Annotated in this window: 16 protein-coding genes and 2 tRNA genes; 14 read left to right on the top strand and 4 right to left on the bottom strand. The window is 36.4% G+C overall.

The features are described 5' to 3' along the window. Nucleotides 1-64 precede the first annotated feature (64 nt). From EOJ36_RS09605 to EOJ36_RS09595, 3 genes are all read left to right on the top strand, one after another. Nucleotides 65-676 (top strand): gluconate 2-dehydrogenase subunit 3 family protein, encoded by a 612-nt coding sequence (locus EOJ36_RS09605; protein WP_127804785.1) that lies wholly within the window; start codon nt 65-67, stop codon nt 674-676. A gap of 13 nt (nt 677-689) precedes the next feature. Continuing rightward, on the top strand, nt 690-2,387 hold the full coding sequence (locus EOJ36_RS09600) for a GMC oxidoreductase (protein ID WP_127804783.1): 1,698 nt from the start codon (nt 690-692) through the stop codon (nt 2,385-2,387). A 109-nt stretch (nt 2,388-2,496) separates the two neighbouring features. Continuing rightward, nucleotides 2,497-2,569, top strand: a tRNA-Phe gene (locus EOJ36_RS09595). Between the two features lie 52 nt (nt 2,570-2,621). On the opposite strand, the gene EOJ36_RS09590 is transcribed toward EOJ36_RS09595, so the two are convergent. From EOJ36_RS09590 to EOJ36_RS09575, 4 genes are read right to left on the bottom strand one after another with little or no spacing between them, the layout of a single operon-like run. Next, on the bottom strand, nt 2,622-3,545 hold the full coding sequence (locus EOJ36_RS09590; protein ID WP_127804782.1) for a sugar phosphate isomerase/epimerase family protein: 924 nt from the start codon (nt 3,543-3,545) through the stop codon (nt 2,622-2,624). A 9-nt stretch (nt 3,546-3,554) separates the two neighbouring features. After that, nucleotides 3,555-4,268 (bottom strand): hypothetical protein, encoded by a 714-nt coding sequence (locus EOJ36_RS09585; RefSeq protein ID WP_127804781.1) that lies wholly within the window; start codon nt 4,266-4,268, stop codon nt 3,555-3,557. Next, nucleotides 4,265-6,364, bottom strand: a complete 2,100-nt coding sequence (locus tag EOJ36_RS09580; RefSeq protein WP_127804779.1) for a DUF1501 domain-containing protein — start codon at nt 6,362-6,364, stop codon at nt 4,265-4,267. Before EOJ36_RS09580 ends, EOJ36_RS09585 begins: the two co-directional genes overlap by 4 nt. A gap of 1 nt (nt 6,365) precedes the next feature. After that, nucleotides 6,366-8,141 carry a DUF1800 family protein gene (locus EOJ36_RS09575; RefSeq protein WP_127804777.1) on the bottom strand — a complete coding sequence of 592 codons (1,776 nt, stop codon included), beginning with the start codon at nt 8,139-8,141 and terminating at the stop codon, nt 6,366-6,368. A gap of 76 nt (nt 8,142-8,217) precedes the next feature. Here EOJ36_RS09575 and EOJ36_RS09570 point away from each other — a divergent pair, with 76 nt between their 5' ends. The 11 genes from EOJ36_RS09570 (at nt 8,218) to EOJ36_RS09525 (ending at nt 17,894) form a co-directional block, all read left to right on the top strand. Beyond that, on the top strand, nt 8,218-8,715 hold the full coding sequence (locus EOJ36_RS09570; RefSeq protein ID WP_164847889.1) for a Rieske 2Fe-2S domain-containing protein: 498 nt from the start codon (nt 8,218-8,220) through the stop codon (nt 8,713-8,715). A 113-nt stretch (nt 8,716-8,828) separates the two neighbouring features. After that, nucleotides 8,829-10,172, top strand: coding sequence for a TolC family protein (locus tag EOJ36_RS09565; RefSeq protein WP_127804773.1), 1,344 nt, complete (start codon nt 8,829-8,831; stop codon nt 10,170-10,172). A 9-nt stretch (nt 10,173-10,181) separates the two neighbouring features. Next, nucleotides 10,182-11,558, top strand: a complete 1,377-nt coding sequence (locus tag EOJ36_RS09560) for an efflux RND transporter periplasmic adaptor subunit (protein ID WP_127804772.1) — start codon at nt 10,182-10,184, stop codon at nt 11,556-11,558. A 181-nt stretch (nt 11,559-11,739) separates the two neighbouring features. After that, nucleotides 11,740-11,813: transfer RNA gene (locus tag EOJ36_RS09555), tRNA-Asn, on the top strand. A gap of 238 nt (nt 11,814-12,051) precedes the next feature. Further along, nucleotides 12,052-12,369 (top strand): nucleotidyltransferase, encoded by a 318-nt coding sequence (locus EOJ36_RS09550; RefSeq protein ID WP_127804770.1) that lies wholly within the window; start codon nt 12,052-12,054, stop codon nt 12,367-12,369. Between the two features lie 341 nt (nt 12,370-12,710). After that, entirely contained in the window at nt 12,711-13,043 is a 333-nt protein-coding gene (locus tag EOJ36_RS11970) for a hypothetical protein (protein WP_164847888.1), read from the top strand. A gap of 114 nt (nt 13,044-13,157) precedes the next feature. Continuing rightward, nucleotides 13,158-13,730, top strand: coding sequence for a DUF3347 domain-containing protein (locus tag EOJ36_RS09545; protein ID WP_238944460.1), 573 nt, complete (start codon nt 13,158-13,160; stop codon nt 13,728-13,730). Nucleotides 13,731-13,750: 20 nt separating this feature from the next. Beyond that, a complete protein-coding gene (locus tag EOJ36_RS09540) occupies nt 13,751-14,290 on the top strand; it encodes a helix-turn-helix domain-containing protein (protein WP_238944459.1) in 540 nt (179 codons plus the stop codon). A 109-nt stretch (nt 14,291-14,399) separates the two neighbouring features. After that, nucleotides 14,400-14,837: a hypothetical protein gene (locus tag EOJ36_RS09535; protein ID WP_127804764.1), complete on the top strand. Its 438-nt coding sequence runs from the start codon at nt 14,400-14,402 to the stop codon at nt 14,835-14,837. 69 nt (nt 14,838-14,906) lie between these two features. Continuing rightward, nucleotides 14,907-15,620, top strand: coding sequence for a heavy-metal-associated domain-containing protein (locus EOJ36_RS09530; protein ID WP_127804762.1), 714 nt, complete (start codon nt 14,907-14,909; stop codon nt 15,618-15,620). 18 nt (nt 15,621-15,638) lie between these two features. Next, complete coding sequence (locus tag EOJ36_RS09525) at nt 15,639-17,894, top strand: multicopper oxidase domain-containing protein (protein ID WP_127804760.1); 2,256 nt, start codon at nt 15,639-15,641, stop codon at nt 17,892-17,894. Nucleotides 17,895-17,960 lie beyond the last annotated feature (66 nt).

Here is a 17,960-nt window from a genome sequence, read left to right as displayed (position 1 = left end):
TCCTGCGAAAATCTTGTAAATTTGAGGTTCTAGAAAATTACTTAACAATTTTAATATTTTTATTATGGTAAATAGAAGAGAGGCAGTCTCGCGTATTGCTATGATGTTGGGCGGGGCTTTTACCGCACCTACATTGTTTGCGATGGAGAGGTCACAGAATTCAACCTCTAATCCATTCAATGCAGCAGCTTTGAGTCTGACAGAAGCGCAAAGCAAAATTATCGCAGCTGTAGCGGAGCACATCATTCCAAAAACTACCACAGCGGGTGCTATAGATGCAGGCGTTCCAGCATTCATTGAAAAAATGATTAACGATTGTTACAAAGCACCAGAACAAAAAAGCTTTATGACAGGAGTTAAAAATTTGGAAAAAGCTGGATTTTTAGGATTAGATGCAAAAGCACAAGTTTCCCTTTTAAAATTATTGGAAGCGGATACAGCAGAATTAATGAAATCTTACAAGGCTTCCCAAGTTAAAGTTGGCGATAACGTTGATAAAGAAGTTTTGGAAGGCACTCAGGGCGTACCATTCTGGCGCTTGATAAAAGAATTAACTCTTTTAGGATATTATACTTCTGAGGCAGGCGTTAAAGCTTCTTTTGTATATGAGCCAATTCCGGGCAAATTTGAGCCAACTAAATACAAGGCTGGACAAAAAGCATTTCTTTACCAATAATTAGCAGCATAAGATGAATTTAAATATAAATGCAATTAAAGGCCAGACATTCGATGCCATTGTGGTAGGTTCTGGTATTTCGGGTGGCTGGGCTGCCAAAGAATTAACTGAAAAAGGTTTGAAAGTTTTAGTACTGGAGCGTGGTCGTGAAATCAAGCACATTGAAGGCTACGAAACAGCAATGAAAAATCCATGGGAATTTGACCACCGCGGTCGCCCAACTACCATGGCAGCAGAAGAATATTGGGCTGGAATGCGTACGGGTTATACGCCCAACGAGGAGCACCGTTATTTGTTCGAAAACGACAAACAAAATCCATACATTGAGAAAAAAGGTGGATTCGATTGGATCCGCGCTTACCATACAGGAGGAAAATCTTTGTTATGGGGTCGCCAAACTTACCGTTGGAACAAGGAAGATTTTATGGCAAATGGCAAAGAAGGTATCGCTATCGACTGGCCAATTCGTTACGAAGATTTAGCGCCTTGGTATTCCTATGTAGAAAAATTTGCTGGTATTTCTGGACAAAGAGAAGGATTAGATGTATTACCAGATTCTGAATTTTTACCAGCAATGGCCATGCAAGCGCCTGAGGTACATTTCAAAAATAAGGTGTTAGACAAATTGGGTCGTCCGGTGACAATCGGTCGCGTGGCACACTTAACGGATCCACAACCACATCACACCAAAATTGGTCGTAGCTCTTGTCAATTCCGTAACAGATGTATGAGAGGTTGTCCGTATGGTGGATATTTCTCTTCTCTATCTGCTACTTTACCATGTGCTGCAGCTACAGGTCGTATGACAATGGTGCACAATGCAATTGTTGCAGAGGTATTATATGATGAGAAAAATGCCAAAGCAAAAGGGGTTCGAGTAATTGACCAAAATACATTAGAGTCGAAAGAATATTTTGCAAAAATCATTTTCTTAAATGCAGGTGCAATTGGTTCAACATCTATTTTGATGAACTCGGGCTTTGCCAATGAGTCAGATCAATTAGGAAGAAACATCATGGACCACCACTTAGGAGTAGGTGCAAGTGCAACCATTGACGGATTTGTTGAAGATTATGCATTTGGCTCTCGTCCTAACGGATTATACATTCCTCGTTTCCGTAACTGGGGCAAAGACAAGCGTAATTACCACCGCGGATTCGGTTACCAAGGTGGAGCAAGTCGCGAAGGCTGGGGCCGTGGCGTAGGAATGGAAGGTTTTGGAGCTGACTTGAAAGAGCAATTGACTATGCCAGGACAGTGGACAATCGGTTTTGGAGGCTTCGGTGAAATTTTACCAGATCCAAATAACCGTTTCCAATTGAGCAAAGACAAAAAAGACAAGTGGGGCTTGCCAGTGCTTGAGTTTGAAGCCAATTTGGGGGATAATGAAAACAAGATGCGTATCGACATGATGAACGATGCAGCGGAAATGTTAGAAGCTGCTGGTTTCAAAAATATCAATGCGTATAATAATCAAAATACACATATTGGTTTAGGTATTCACGAAATGGGTACTGCTCGAATGGGTAGCGACAAGCGCAACTCTGTATTGAACAAAAACAATCAAGTTTGGGCAGCGAAAAACGTATTTGTAACCGATGGCGCAGGTATGGTTTCTGCTTCATGTGTGAACCCATCTTTAACCTACATGGCTTTGACGGCACGTGCTGCTGATTTTGCCGTAAGTGAGTTAAAGAAGAAGAATCTTTAATAGATACGAGAGAGGAGAAACAAGAGAAGAGAGGAATATTTTTTCCTCTCTAATTTGTTCGAATAAATATTTTTCGTATTTTTGCAGTCCCGAATGACACGGGACCAACGGTGGATTAGCTCAGTTGGTAGAGCATCGGACTGAAAATCCGTGTGTCCCCAGTTCGAGTCTGGGATCTACCACAACAACCCTAGCAGCAATGCTGGGGTTTTGTGTTTTATGGGGGTGAAATTTCTAACTTAAGGCCTTTCTCAATAATTCTACACTTTTTCTAACTCCTGATTTTGGATCCTCTTTTCCTTCAAACTCTATCGAAACATAGCCTTGGTAATTTACTTTTTTAAGGATGTTGATGATTCTCGGATAATCCAATTCTAGGCTGTACCATTCGCCACCACCGTAATAGGTTTTGGCTTGTACAAAACTTGCCTTAGGAGCAATTTTTTCTAATTTTTCGTATGGATTTTCTAGGAAATTACCCGTGTCCATCAATAATCCCAACCACGGAGAATTTACAGTATCATGAATTCTTAACATGCCCTCTGGTGTGGAGCCTAATCCCCAATGGTTTTCCAAAGCCAACAAAACACCACATTCTTCTGCCTTGGCTAAACATTGCTGAATTCCCTCTACACACCATTTATATCCATCATCTTCCGTGTAACCAGGTAAAATAGGTTCAATACCTCTATTGGCCATTAATTCATCAAAGGATTTGATGGTATTCCATCGGCCAGTGTTCAAACGCAAGCAAGGGATGCCCATTTTATAGGCCAACTCTATACAATGTATTGTATGGTCTACATGTTTTTTTAGTTCCGACTTATCTGGTGTCACAAATCCTTGATGAATAGATAAACAAGTTAAGGCAATGCCATTCAAAAAGGCATGTTTTTTTAGTTTTTGGAGATAAGAATTTTCTTCACTCTCCATTTGTCGGTGCAAGACATCAATCCCCTCTAACCCTAAAGCTGCAGCCTCATCTATTACCTTTTCTATGGGGAATCTATCCCCCTTAAAATGCCAATATGAATAACTGGAAACACTTAATTTTATTTTGGGTTCCAATTTTGGTTTTGACGGCAGACTTAAAGAAGTCGAATTGTTAGCAGCGAAACCTGCCAACAATGAATTTTGAATAAAATCTCTTCTTTCCATAGTAAATAATTAAATAGTTCTAAATGAAAACACTTGAGTAAAAGAACTCAATTCTCCATCACTTGTTTTTACTTGCCAATAATAAATTTGGCCCGATTTTAGGGTAACACTTAGACTTGTATTTCCTTGTGCTTGAATGGGGTTTATTTCGTGATTTAAAACTTTCTTGCTATCTGTATCTATAAATACCTCATAAGTCAAGGTGTTGGAGTCTGCATCTGAACCAACCCAACTCAAAGTTGTTTTGTCAGAAATTAAGGCAACTGATTTTCCTGAGGCAGGGATTAAATTATCGGCAGGGAATGGAGCTAAATTTGTTTTACCATTACCAGCCAAATAAAATTTCCAAATCGGACTATTTCCTGTTTCAGTACTTTTGTTTGATTTCGACTGTACCATCCAACTATACGGCGTACCGGCTTCTAATATGATGGTTAAATTGGGTTGTGAACTCCTTTTGGTTTGACTACTATTTGTAAATAAATTAGTAATTACTACATCATAATATTCAGTATTTTGTGTGGCCGTCCACTCTAAAGTTAATTCAGTGTAAGTAGAATTTAACGGATTCCCTGCTAGGCACAAGGTTTTGTCGCCCGGTGATTTCAGCGTAGCAGCCGTTGGCGCCAACACGGGTGTATTAACTACAGGAGTACCCCCTGAATCATCTTTTTGACATGAAAAGAATACCCAAATACAAAAAAAATAAAAGAGCCTTTTCATATTTTTATAATTTTAATGGTTTGTTGAACCTCCTCGTTCAGTAATTGAAGTAAATAAGTTCCTGTAGCTAATTCACTTAAATTAACAGGAACCAAACGGGAATTTGGAATATTTTCCCTTTGCTCAAAAAGTTGTTGCCCGTTTAATCCAAACACCTTAATTTGTATAGCGTCTGCTTGCCCATTGATGTATAAATTAGTCCAGTCTGCCGTAGGGTTTGGAAAACAATTTACCGTCTCTGATAAGAATAATTGGGTTTTGAAAACTCCCTGACAAGCCAAATTCGTTTTTACTCGAATATCTTGTAATCCACTCTCTATCGGTAAATTCAACAGCGGTGCATTGTATTCTTTTTCAATTCCATTGATACTAACTAAATAATTTGTTGCCCCTGAAACAGCTAATTGCAACAACTTACTATCCTCTTGAATACTTGCATTAACTTTTAATACATCTGGCTCACTAATTTTTAATTCAAAATTTTGTTGAAAACTTGGTTTGTCTGGAATTGTAATGGCCAATTTATACACTTCTGCTCCAAGATTTTTTATTGTTACTTCAGCACTTCCTTTACTTATTTCCAACACTTGTGGAGCCTTTGTTCCCTCTCTCAATTCTATTTTATAAGTATAGCTTTTATCCTTTACTTTTACTTGAATGGATCCATTTTTGGTTCCTTGGCAAGTTAAAGAAGCTACACTTAATTCAAAATTATCCTTTGGAAGCATAAATACTTCACAGCCAGTGATGTCTACAATTGTACCAAAAGGTGTATCCGGACATTTGTCGTACAAATCGCCAACACCATCCTCATCCGAATCCCTAAATTCGTCTTTAATGATCGAAATTTGTGGATATTCTTTTGAAAACAATGTTTTTACCGCGTTGCCTCCGCCAAGCCATTGGGAAATCAATGAGCTATATACCTGCTTAAAATCAAATTGTAAATCCAATTCGTCTTGCCCTCTTAAATTTGTAGGTATAACAGGATTAGTTCCTGCAACGTTGGCATCTAATTGGTTGCCAAATAATATAACAGGAGCAATTGCGCCATGGTCTGTTCCAGAGGTGTCGTTCGATTGTATCGTTCGCCCAAATTCTGAAAAACACATTCCTACTATTCTATCCGACTGATTGATGGAATCCATCGATTTCATAAAGGTAGTTATCGCATCATTCAATTCAGTCATTAAATTTGCGTGAGTCCCTTTGGTCCTATCCGATGAATCCACCTGATTTGAATGGGTATCAAATCCGCCAATTTCTACTTTATAAATTCGAGTGTTAAGGCCGCCTGAGATGAGTCGAGCAATAATTTTAAATTGGTTTGCCAAATTGGTATTTGGGAATGAAAACTCTTTACCGTTTTGGTACGAATCTTTCATCACCTTTCCATATGCGTTCGACTGCTTAGCAATAAGCTGCAAGTAACTCAATTTTTCACCTATTGGGGTGCTTGGATATTTCACATCTAAATCACCAATAATTTCATAAAAATTTTCTGGATTAGATGCAACCACGCTTGTAAAGGAATGCTGGCCAGTAAACATAAGAGCCGAATTCCAACCTATTTCTAAGGCAAGTGGATGCGGGTAATTGGCATTCGGATATGCCTGCGGAAATTCTGGATGTTTAGATTCCAAAAACCTGCCAATCCACCCACTACTCAAAAACTCCGACGCCGTGGCACCACTTTGCCAAATATCCATCGCCCTAAAATGTGAATAATTAGGAGTTGGATAACCAACTGATTGAATAATTTTTAACCTATTTTCTTTAGATAAACTTTGAAGGCCCGTTAAGGAAGGATGTAAAGCTAAATCGCTTTTGCCCAATGATAATAATTTATTTTCAGGAATAATAACCTTGGGCCGCACTTTGTTCAGTTGCGACATCATATTGAGCGGAATCACTGTGTTTAATCCATCATTTCCTCCATTTAATAAGACAACTATTAAAATATTTCCCTGACTTAAGGTGTTCCCCAACAGCGAAGACTCCCCCATTTGTGCCATACTATCCCACGAAATACCCGACATTAATGCCGGTATGGCAGCAGCATGAGATAATTGATGGATGAAGTCTCTTCTATTCATGTTAAAATAATTGGAACTCGGCTAATTGAAAAATTGTGGAAAATAAATTTTGAAGCCTATTATCCAGTGTATTTCGATTGTCTTGAATTGGGTTTTTGATATAAGCCGTGTAAAGTTCAGTGTAATATGCTCCAGAAAAACCACCTAAAGCCATTTGTTTAACTTTGTTTTTGGTTTGATCACTCATCGGTGCGCCTAACAACCGTTCTTCTATTTCAGTTAAAAGTAAATCAAAATTTTCCGGATTTTTGAATTTGCCAATATAGGCTATCCAGTCTATTTTCATGTGTATATTTCCTTTTGTGTTGCCCGAACCTAAATAAATTCCCCAATGAGAAGTGCCATAAGCAAAGCTCGCCCTTTTGGCAAGGGTATCAGAATTTATCCAAAATAAATCATAAACCGGATATTGGTAATAGGCTGGCCATCCAGCAACATTGGGGGGATTCGTAAAGTTGATACCAATGTTCGACATATTCCACGTTATATTACGGTACTTGTAAAAGTCCTTTGAAATTTCAGTTGTATATTTTGTTGGTAAATCTGTGGCCAATTCATAGTTGATAATGGTATATTCAAATTCTTTAAAAAATCCCAAAGTAAATTCCATCGGCGATTTTATCATTGAATTATAATTGAGCGAATTGAAAAAATGGGCACTGCCCAAAAGGGTTTTCAATGGAACAATCAAACTATAATTATTTTTTCGATAAAGTTCCGCCATGGGCTGAATCACATTTTTTTCAGTGGTTTCATCTATCAATGGACCACAAAAAAACTGATACAACCTCCTGCAGATATAAAGTCCATTTTCATCCGTAGCAAAAATCATGTCCAACAATTGACCTAATTCTTTATATCCCTCATATCCCTGAATTCCCTCCAATCGTCGGTTTCCATAAAAACTTGAAAACTGTTTGAATTGATCGTCATGATTAAACATGTTAAATTCTGATTGAATTCTACCTTGTTTATTCTTGCTTTCATAGGTAAATCTCCATCCTACCAAGGTCCTAGCCATTTCAACTACATCACTTTCTGTGTATTTTGAATTGGGTCCTTTACCAACGGTGAATAATTCTTGCAACTCACGGGCATAATTTTCATCAGGATGGGATCGATTACTTGATTGAAGATTTAAATAATCAAGCATCAAAGGGTCAAGCGTTATTTGATAAATGAAATCTTTGTAAGATTTAAATGCGTATTTGTACAATGTTTCATAATATTGAAACATCATTTTTACGCTGCCATTTGCTGCAGGGACCAAATTATGAAGAAAAAATAAAAGCCTCCAATGAATCGAGGTTTTTTGTTCCACCATATATTTATACATCCAAGCCTCAAATGATTGATGCCTTGGCCAAGGAGACCCGTTGGGTTCTGGCGCCTCTACATAAACTTGTCCGGCAGGCACATAAAAATGCCCCTGTTTTTCCGTTTCCTCTTTGGTTATTTCATAATCATAATCATTGACGGGTAATGGAGGGAAGGCCTCTTCAGTAAAAATAAGATCTATGGCTTGTTTTAGCGTAAGCTTGTCTAACTCTTGCATGTGTTTAGAAGAAAGTGCAATCAGACTTCTATTTAACAAATGCTTTTTTTGGGCCAATCCAAATGTGCCGGTATAGGGCTCTAATCCCTCAGGAATAACTTCCCGAGACAATCTAGCTTTTTCAATTTTAGAAAAATCTATATTTTCTTTTTTGAAGTCTGCGACTAAATCTGGCTCCTTGATGAACTTATTGGTCTGAATAGTTTTAGAATTTGTTAACAATAAAGATAGTTAAAATATAATTTTTTTAAGAATATATTAGGTAAATATGTGTATCAATATGTAAATTTCGGAGATGATGGATAGAAAACAATTTATCAAAAAAATATGCCCAGCTTCTGCAATTGGACTAATTTTGACATCCGAATTCCTTTCGGCTTGTTCCAAACCTGCCGAGGAGGTGGTTCCTACAAGTGACCCAGTTTACGATAATTTAATTACAAAAACGAAGGATAATGGGTTTTTTGTAGAGGGTAAAATTGTTTACATCAACCTCCAAAACGCCTTTTATGCTACCTTAAAAAATGTTGGCAATTTTGTCAATGATGAAACGAATGGAATTTTGCTTCTTCGAAAGTCAGAAACACAAATTATTTGTTTAGATAATTGTTGTCCACATCAAGGAACTAGGAATCGATGGTCTTATGCTAACAATAAATTTACCTGTGCGAATCATGGCAATTCCTATGGAATGGAAACTGGTCAAATAGCACCTTGTAACTCCAATACCCCTTTCGGTAATTTAAAAGCCTACGCAAGCGCAATTACCAAAGACATTGTTACCATTCAATTGTAATTCTTTCTCACCGCATGTCGGCCACCCATCCCCACTACTCGCCATTAATCCAAAAATAAGGCGTAGATTTAAAGGAAATTTGTAAACTTGTTGCTCAAAATGTATTCACCGCTATGAGAACCTTTTTTCTGATATTAGTAAACGTATTTATTTTTTCTTTTGCATGCCTTGCACAAACCGCTGTGCAAAGTCAAGGTGCACTTGTAAAATTGGGACTTTCCCGTGCAGTAGAAATTGCCATACAAAATAATTTGAACGTAAAATCTTCAGAAGTTAATTTTTCGAATGCTCAATTAGCTTTGCAACAAGCAAAAAATAATCAATTACCTGGTATGAATGCCACTCTGGGACAAGCTTCCAGTTATGGTCGTTCCTTAAACCCTTTTACCAATACCTATGATCCAAGAAATATTGATTATAACAACGTTGGTTTAAATGCTAACGTTACCATTTTTAATGGCGGACAATTGAAAAACACCATTGCTCAAAATGAATTTTCTCTAAAGGCAAGCGCAGAAGATTTGCAAGCCATCAAGGAAAATATTTCATTGCAAGTGGTCTTAGCCTATTTAAATATTTTGAATGCCGAAGACCAATTGAGCATAGCCAAAACCCAAACTGAAATCACCAAATTACAAATTGATAAAACTCAAAAAATGGTTAGCGCCGGTTCTTTGGCTTTAACTAGTTTATTGGATTTAAAAGCACAATTGGCCAATGAAGAGTCGAATGTAGTGAGTTTTCAAAGCACTCTCGACATCAATAAATTGTCTCTAATTCAATTGTTAAACGATACTCAAATTACTCAAGTTCAGTTGGAGCGAATTCAAGTTCCTGTTCCAAATGCCACAAGCAATTCAGGTTTTGTTTCAGAAGTTTATCAAAAAGCATTAGAAATTCAACCGCTGATTAAATCGGCAGATTATCGTGTGTTGGGCGCTGCTAAATCTATTTTAGTAGCCAAATCAAGTTTATTGCCAAGCCTTTCTTTTGGAGGCTCTTGGTCGGCAAATCAATCAAATGCCTTGACCACAAGTTATTTTGATCAATTAAATAATACGCAAAACAAAGTCGTATCTTTGAACTTGAACATTCCAATTTTTTCTCGACTAGCCAATAAAACCAGAATTTCTCAGGCAAATTTGCAAAAGGTAAATGCAGAAATTGAGGCAAGTAAAGCAAGGTTAACCTTGCGACAAAACATAGAGCAGGCTTTTGTCAACCAACAAAATTCTGCCAAAAAATATGAGGCCAGCACCGTACAAGTTGCCGCATTAGAAGAATCATTTAGAGCATCAGAAAGTAAATTCAATGCAGGGGCGATTGATTTTGTAAATTATAGTTTGCAAAAAACAAATTTAGACAAAGCCAAATTGACCATGGTGCAAAACAAATACGACTTTGTATTTAGAAGTAAAATATTGGATTATTATCAAGGAAAAAGTTTAACATTTTAATTAAAAATTATGGCAAAGGGAAACGCAAAAAAGACCTGGCTAATTATTGGGGGAGTAGTGGTGTTGGTATTTGGTGGATTGTTTGTCGCCAAACAAGCAGGCTGGATTGGCAAAGTTGAGCCTACCGAAGTAGAGTTTGCAAAAGTGGGTACCCATACCATTATTGAAAAAGTATCAGCTTCAGGTAAAATTCAACCGGAAGTGGAGGTGAAACTTTCGCCCGATGTTTCTGGGGAGATTGTAGGTTTGTATGTGGTGGAAGGAGATTCAGTTGTGGCTGGACAAAAATTATTGAAGATTCGTCCAGATAACTACGAATCACTTTTGGCTCGCGCAGAGGCACAATTAAACTCTATGAAGGCTAATTTTGAACAGAGCAAGGCAGGTTTAGCCACTTCTGAAGCCCGTTTGCAAAAGGCCAAAGTTGACTATGACAGGAATGTTCGTTTACACAATGATAAAGTAATTTCGGATGCAGATTTTGATCAATTTGCTTCAGCTTACAATGTTGCCAAGCAAGATTTGGAGTCGGCCAAGGCAAATGTAAAAGCGGCAAATTTTAATGTGAAAAGTTCAGAAGCAGCTCTAAAAGAAGCAAGAACTAACTTGACCAAAACAACTATTTATGCCCCACAAAGTGGAATTGTTTCCAAGTTAAACGTGGAATTAGGTGAGCGTGTTGTAGGAACCTCCCAAATGGCAGGTACAGAAATGTTGCGAATTGCCAATTTGAACAAAATGGAGGTTCGCGTAAACGTAAATGAAAACGATATCACCCGAGTGAGCTTAGGAGATACGGTTATAATAGATGTGGATGCTTTTTCGGCAAGTGAGCGAAAATTCAAAGGGGTGGTTTATGAGATTGCTAGTTCTGCCAATAGTTCAGGAACGGCCACTAGTTCATCTACTGATGCGGTAACAGAATTTGAGGTGAAGATTCGTGTATTGAGAGAATCGTATGCCGATTTAATCAAAGGCAAACTATCGTACCCATTAAAGCCCGGAATGACGGCATCAGTGGAGATTTTGACCGACAAAAAAGAGAATGTTATTTCTGTTCCATTGGCGGCAGTAACTACTCGAGACATGAACGAGAAGCCTGAGACAAGTGGCGAGAAACCAGGTGGTGGACCAGGAGAAGAGAAAAAGGAAGAGGAGAACGAGAAAGATTCGAAGAAGCGCAAAGAGAGCATCAAAGAAGTGGTATTTGTGAGCGAGAAAGGCAAGGCAAAAAAGATTGTGGTAAAAACGGGTATTTCAGATTTTGAGAACATTGAAATTATTTCCGGTTTATCAGCGGGACAAGAGATCATTGCTGGTCCTTATGCAACAGTTGCCAAGAAATTGAAAGATGGGGAGTTGGTGAAGAAAAAGGGAGGGAAATAATTATGTAAGGAGAATCTAAGAATTGGAGAATCTGAGAACTGGTGAAACTTTCCCCGATTCTTTAATTCCCAAATTCTCAGATTCTTATATTCACAGATTCTGCAATTTTAATTTTTTTTCACCCAACTATTGCAAAAGTAGAAATCAAGCGCTATTTTTGCATTCCCAAAAGGAAAGAAATTCCTCCTTAGCTCAGTTGGTTAGAGCACATGACTGTTAATCATGGGGTCCCTGGTTCAAGCCCAGGAGGGGGAGCAAACAGAAAAGTCATCAGAAATGGTGACTTTTTTTGTTTATAATCCATCTCTATTTCTTCTATTCATCGATTTTTTTGGTTCGAGCCCAGTAGAGGGTTTTGTGTTTTTTGGACACAATTCATCAAGGATTTTACCCACGATTTTCCATTTGTGCCAAGAATGTGCCAAGAGTTGGTTTTATTGGATAGTTTTTGTTAGTGAATAATATGTAAATTTCGACCCAAACAAATCAAGAAATGAAACACGCTGGTGTACTTACCAAGGATGACTTGCGTAACAAATTATTGGATAACCATAGTAAGATAGAATCCTTTGGGGTTCTCCAATTGGGTATATTGGACATGAAGCATATTGGGGAAATTACAGTGGGAACAGAAATCAAACTACTGGTTCATTTTCAACCTGAAAGAAAGACACTTGATAATTTCTTAGAACTTACTTGTTTCTTTGAAGAGATAACCAATAGGGAAGTTTTTATTGTTACCCCCGAGTCATTATCTGAAATTAGTAAAAAGCGAGTGTTGGATGAGGTGGAATATATTTTCGTTTCTTAATTTGGTCTTAATTCATTGAATCTTCATGTAAATTGGAGGAAGTTTATGACCCCTTCCAACGATGAAAATTAACAATTTATCCCGCAAAGAACTCTATGACAATGTGTGGTCAAAACCGTAATTAAATTATCATTAAGTTTGAGTAAATCTGAGTCGGATACCACAATCCTTCTCTTCTTTCATAAATATTACTAATTAATAGGAAATCCAAATCCGTAATAATTTGACGATTGAATCAAAATAATTTTGAATAATTAAACAAATTCGTACTTTTACGTGTTTTTAATTTTATGACAAGTAAAGTGTACATATTGCTAATGATTTCATTTTTTGTGTGTCTTATGGCACCTAAAAATGGGTATGCATGTGGAACTAATTCAAAAAAAACGGATAAATCTTGTTGTATTCAGGATAAATCAAACAATAGTAAGAAAAATAATTGTTGTGAAAGTCATAAAATGACAAGTGAAAGTAAAGATAAAAGTTGTGGCGGAAACTGTAATAATCCAAAATGTAGTTGTCCAACTTCAATTGGCCCCTTTGCCTTACAGAATAGGGTTGAATTAAATAGAGAAAACAGATTCTCTGAGATTAATAGATTAAAATCTTATTACAATGAAACCTATAGTTCTTCGGGTTTCGGCTACATTTGGATTCCTCCCAATATAGTATAATTCAATACTTTGTAGGGATAGGTATGTCCCATCGAAAGCAATCCTTGCTTAATTGTAAAGTATTTTTAAAATCTAAATTTTTGAAAAATGAAATCAATAAAATTATTGATGGCAATGTCATTATTGCTGTCTATCACATCGTGTTATGCGAAAATAGGAAATGTTAGACTACCTGAATTTAATTCGTTTATCAATGTTGGGTCTCAGCAATTGGTTTATCAGGAGATGTCATCGCTAATTGATAAATCAAGTGAAGTGTCACAACTCAAAGCCCTTCTTGACAATTATTTTGAATTAAAAGATGCATTGGTTAAAACCGATGGAAACACGGCATCCCTAAAAGCTGAAGCATTGCTAAAAGCTATTAACTCCATTAACAAGGAATCATTAGCAAAAAACGAATATGATGAATGGATAAAGGTTATGAAAGAATTAGCATTTGATGCTGAGCATATTTCAGAAACTAAGGATGCAGGACATCAAAGGGACCATTTTATTAGTCTCTCTAAAAACATGTACTCTATAGCAAAGGTTACTAAACAGGTAGAACCGGTATATTATCAATTTTGCCCAATGGCGAATAAAGGAAAGGGTGCAAATTGGTTAAGTAAGGAAAGCTCAGTTAAGAATCCATATTATGGAGCTAAAATGTTAGGATGCGGTAAAACGGTTGAAACAATTAAATGATGAAGCTATATATTAAAAATATGGTTTGTCGACGCTGTGAAATAGTGGTGAAGTCTGAGCTGGAGAAGCTTGGGCTACACCCTCTTTCGGTAAATTTGGGAGAAGTGGAGTTGGAAGAAGACAATATAAAATATCTAAAAAATGAATTAAATGCAGTTTTAAATTCATTTGGCTTTGAGTTAATTGATGACAAAAATAGTCGATTAATTGAACGGGTTAAGACCCTAATAATTGATTTGATTCATCAGAAAAACAATGACCTACATATCAATCTTTCAAGTTACCTATCTCAAAATCTAAAGCATGATTACAATTCATTAAGTAGTCTTTTTTCTTCTTTTGAGCAAATAACAATTGAGCATTTTTTTATAAAACAGAAAATAGAAAAAGTGAAAGAATTGTTGATGTACGAAGAAATGACATTAAGTCAAATTGCCGACCAACTTAATTACAGTAGTGTCGCATATTTAAGCAATCAATTTAAAAAGGAAACGGGTTTTACACCCTCAAACTTTAAAAGATTAAAAACAATTAAACGGAATGGGATAGATAGGATTTGAAATCCAAAATTTTACAATTTTTCCTTAAAATAAAGTAATACGATAATGGTTTTTAAAGTAGAACTTTCCATTACAAATAATTCAGTTAAACTATTTAAACAATATAAGGATGAAAAATTTATTAATTGCCTTGATGCTATTTACTTCGTTTTGTTCCTTAGCACAAACTAAAGTGCCTTATGTTGATTACAAGGGGCATATTTATTATCAAAATAAACAAATTGGTAATTTAACAAAAGATGGCAGCCTTGATAATAATGGAAAGGTTGTTACGAAAGTTAATGGTAATGGAGAGATTATCGATTCAAATGGAAAACAGCTTGGCAAACTGGCTAAAGGTAGTTCATTTGTGTATTATTTTAATGATAAAACCGAAAAGTATACAATCGGCAAGCCTTCTCATAATGGCATGTGTGAAGTAAAAAATAGTGATGGGCAAACAGTTATGCTTCTACACAATAATTATAAACAACAAGTCGCGTGTGCGATACATTGTTTAAATGAAAATCATTGTATGCCTTCGGATGCCGAGCATAAGCATAAATAATTTTTTTGATGCATGTCTATTAAATGAGCGTAACCATTTTCGGTTACGCTTATTTCAATTTTTTAAATAATGAAACACACATATCAAATAACAGGTATGACCTGTAGTAGTTGTGAAACTAAAGTGAAATCAGCGCTGCAAATGATTGAAAATGTGACTGAGGTAGTAGTTACTAAGGCTGATAATTCAGCCACAATTACGATGAATAAACACATTCCATTATCAGATTTACAGCAAGCATTAGACCCCAAGTATACGATTTCTGCCATTCAATTTAATGAAACAGAGGAACTAGCAAAATCATGGTTTGAGACCTATAAACCTATTTTGTTGATTTTCTTTTATATAAGTTTGGTTGTTGTATTGGTACAAATTAATAGTGAACGATTTAATATTATGATGGCTATGCAATATTTCATGGCAGGCTTCTTTTTGGTTTTCTCGTTCTTTAAATTTTTGAATCTTAAAGGATTCGCAGAAAGTTATGTGATGTACGATGTATTAGCAAAGCGAATACCAATTTGGGCTTATTTGTATGCTTTTATAGAAGTTAGTTTAGGGATGGCTTATCTAATTAATTTTAATCCGCTAGTGACTAACATATTCACCTTTACTGTGATGAGTTTAAGTATCATTGGAGTTTTGCAGTCAGTTTTTAATAAAAGGAAAATACAATGTGCTTGTTTGGGAGCAGTTTTTAATCTGCCAATGAGTACAATTACAATAATCGAGGATGCATTGATGATAGTCATGAGTGGCTACATGATTATTAATATACTTTAAAATTAATATACTTTAAACATGAAATGGAACCCATTATTCGTTTTTTATAAATCGAATTCAATAGTTATCATATTACTTTTATTTTCATTTAATCTTTATTCTCAAAAAACGGTTCGCTACGACTTATACGTAAAAGACACGTTAGTGAATTTTGCAGGTAAAGAAAAAAGAGCGATTGCAGTTAATGGTCAAATACCAATGCCTACCTTAACATTTACCGAAGGTGATACTGCTGAAATACACGTTCATAACCTACTTAAGGAGGAAACCTCATTGCACTGGCACGGGCTATTTTTACCAAATAAGGAAGATGGAGTTCCCAATCTTACACAAATGGCCATTCGGCCTAATACAACTCATATCTATCGTTTTCCAATTATCCAAAATGGCACACATTGGTACCATTCGCATTCAGGATTACAGGAACAAATAGGAATGTATGGCAATTTTGTCATGTTAAAAAGACCAAATGACCCAACGTTTAGAAAAGGGATAGACGATTTACCTACCTTGCCAATTGTTTTGAGTGAATGGACCAATCTCAAACCCGAGAACATTCACAGGATGCTACATAATGCAAACGATTATCCTGCATTGAAAAAAAATTCCGTTCAAAGTTATGGCGAAGCCATCTCCGCTGGACATTTTAAGACCAAGTTGCAAAATGAATGGAAGCGGATGTTAGCGATGGACGTGAGTGACGTCTATTATGAAAAAATATTCATGAATGGTCAACCAAGTTCTGAACTTAAAAGTATCTCAGGAAAAGAATTAAAAGCAGGAGATAAGGTTAGGTTAAGGATTTCAAATGGGGGCGCATCATCCTATTTTTGGCTGACTTATGCCGGTGGCAAAATTACAGTTGTCGCAAGCGATGGCAACGATGTTGAACCCGTAGAGGTCGACAGATTGATTATTGCAGTTTCTGAAACGTATGACATTTTGGTCGATATTCCTTCAGAAAACAAAGCTTTTGAGTTTTTAGCAACTACTGAAGACCGAACAAATTCTGCTTCTATTTTTATTGGGAACGGTGTAAAACAATTAAAATCGCCATTACCTCGATTAAAATATTTTGAAGGTATGAAGATGATGAATGATATGATGAAGATGAATGGCGAACTGGATGATATGGGTATGGCCATGAGTTTAAATCAAATGGATATGAATGTGGTGATGTATCCTGAAATAACTGGCGATGCTAAGCCAAAACAAGATGACAGTGACCCCAATCGTTATAATGCCAACGCACTAGGAGACATTGTTACCCTGAATTATGCCATGCTGAAGTCCACTAGCATAACAGCATTACCCAAGGAAGCTCCAGTCAAAGAATTGTACTTTAAACTATCCGGTAATATGAATCGATATGTTTGGAGTTTAGATAACAAGGTCGTTTCAGAAGCCGACAAAATACTAATCAAAAAAGGAGAGAATGTTAGAATTATTCTTTACAATGGTTCAATGATGCGTCATCCGATGCACCTACATGGGCATGATTTTAGATTGCTCAATGGTCAAGGACAAAAGGCTCCCTTGAAAAATATTGTGGATGTTATGCCTATGGAAACGGATACACTAGAGTTTAATGCCAATGTTGAAGGAGATTGGTTTTTCCATTGTCATATCTTATATCACATGATGAGCGGAATGGGAAGAGTGTTAAGTTATGAAAATCAGGCGCCAAACCCATTGATTCCTAATCCCAAACTAGCACAACGTAAATTATTCGCAGACGACCGTAAATTTCATTTTATGGTAGAAAATGATGTTGCCACCAGTGGGAATGATGGAATGGCAATGTTACAAAGTACTCGTTGGAGTATTGGGTCAGAATGGCGATTAGGCTATCATGATTTTCATGGATATGAAGTAGAAACACATATCGGTCGATACATTGGTAAAATGCAATGGTTAATGCCATTTATTGGTTTTGATTGGCGTTATAGAAAGTTTGGAATAGATGAACAAGAAACAAATCTATTTGGTCAGTCAAATAGTAAGGACCAAAGAAGTCTTTTTACTGTCGGTGTGAATTACACGCTGCCATTGCTTATAATTGGTCAAGCTGAAATCTATCAAGATGGAAATGTTCGTTTTCAACTTATGAGGGAAGATATGCCTATTACGAAACGACTTAGAATGAGTTTTATGCTTAACACCGATAAGGAATACATGGCAGGATTTCGTTACATCGTAAACAAAAACATGGGCATTTCATCTCATTATGATAGCGATATGGGATTTGGTGCTGGAATAACTTTTTCTTACTAAAATTAAATAAAAGTCTGTTGAGAGAATTCAAAATGAAAGTTTAAATTAAACGAAAAACAAAATCAT

It is taken from the genome of Sandaracinomonas limnophila (assembly GCF_004005965.1).
GTDB lineage: Bacteria > Bacteroidota > Bacteroidia > Cytophagales > Spirosomataceae > Sandaracinomonas > Sandaracinomonas limnophila.
This window is presented reverse-complemented; position numbering and strand designations above follow the sequence as displayed.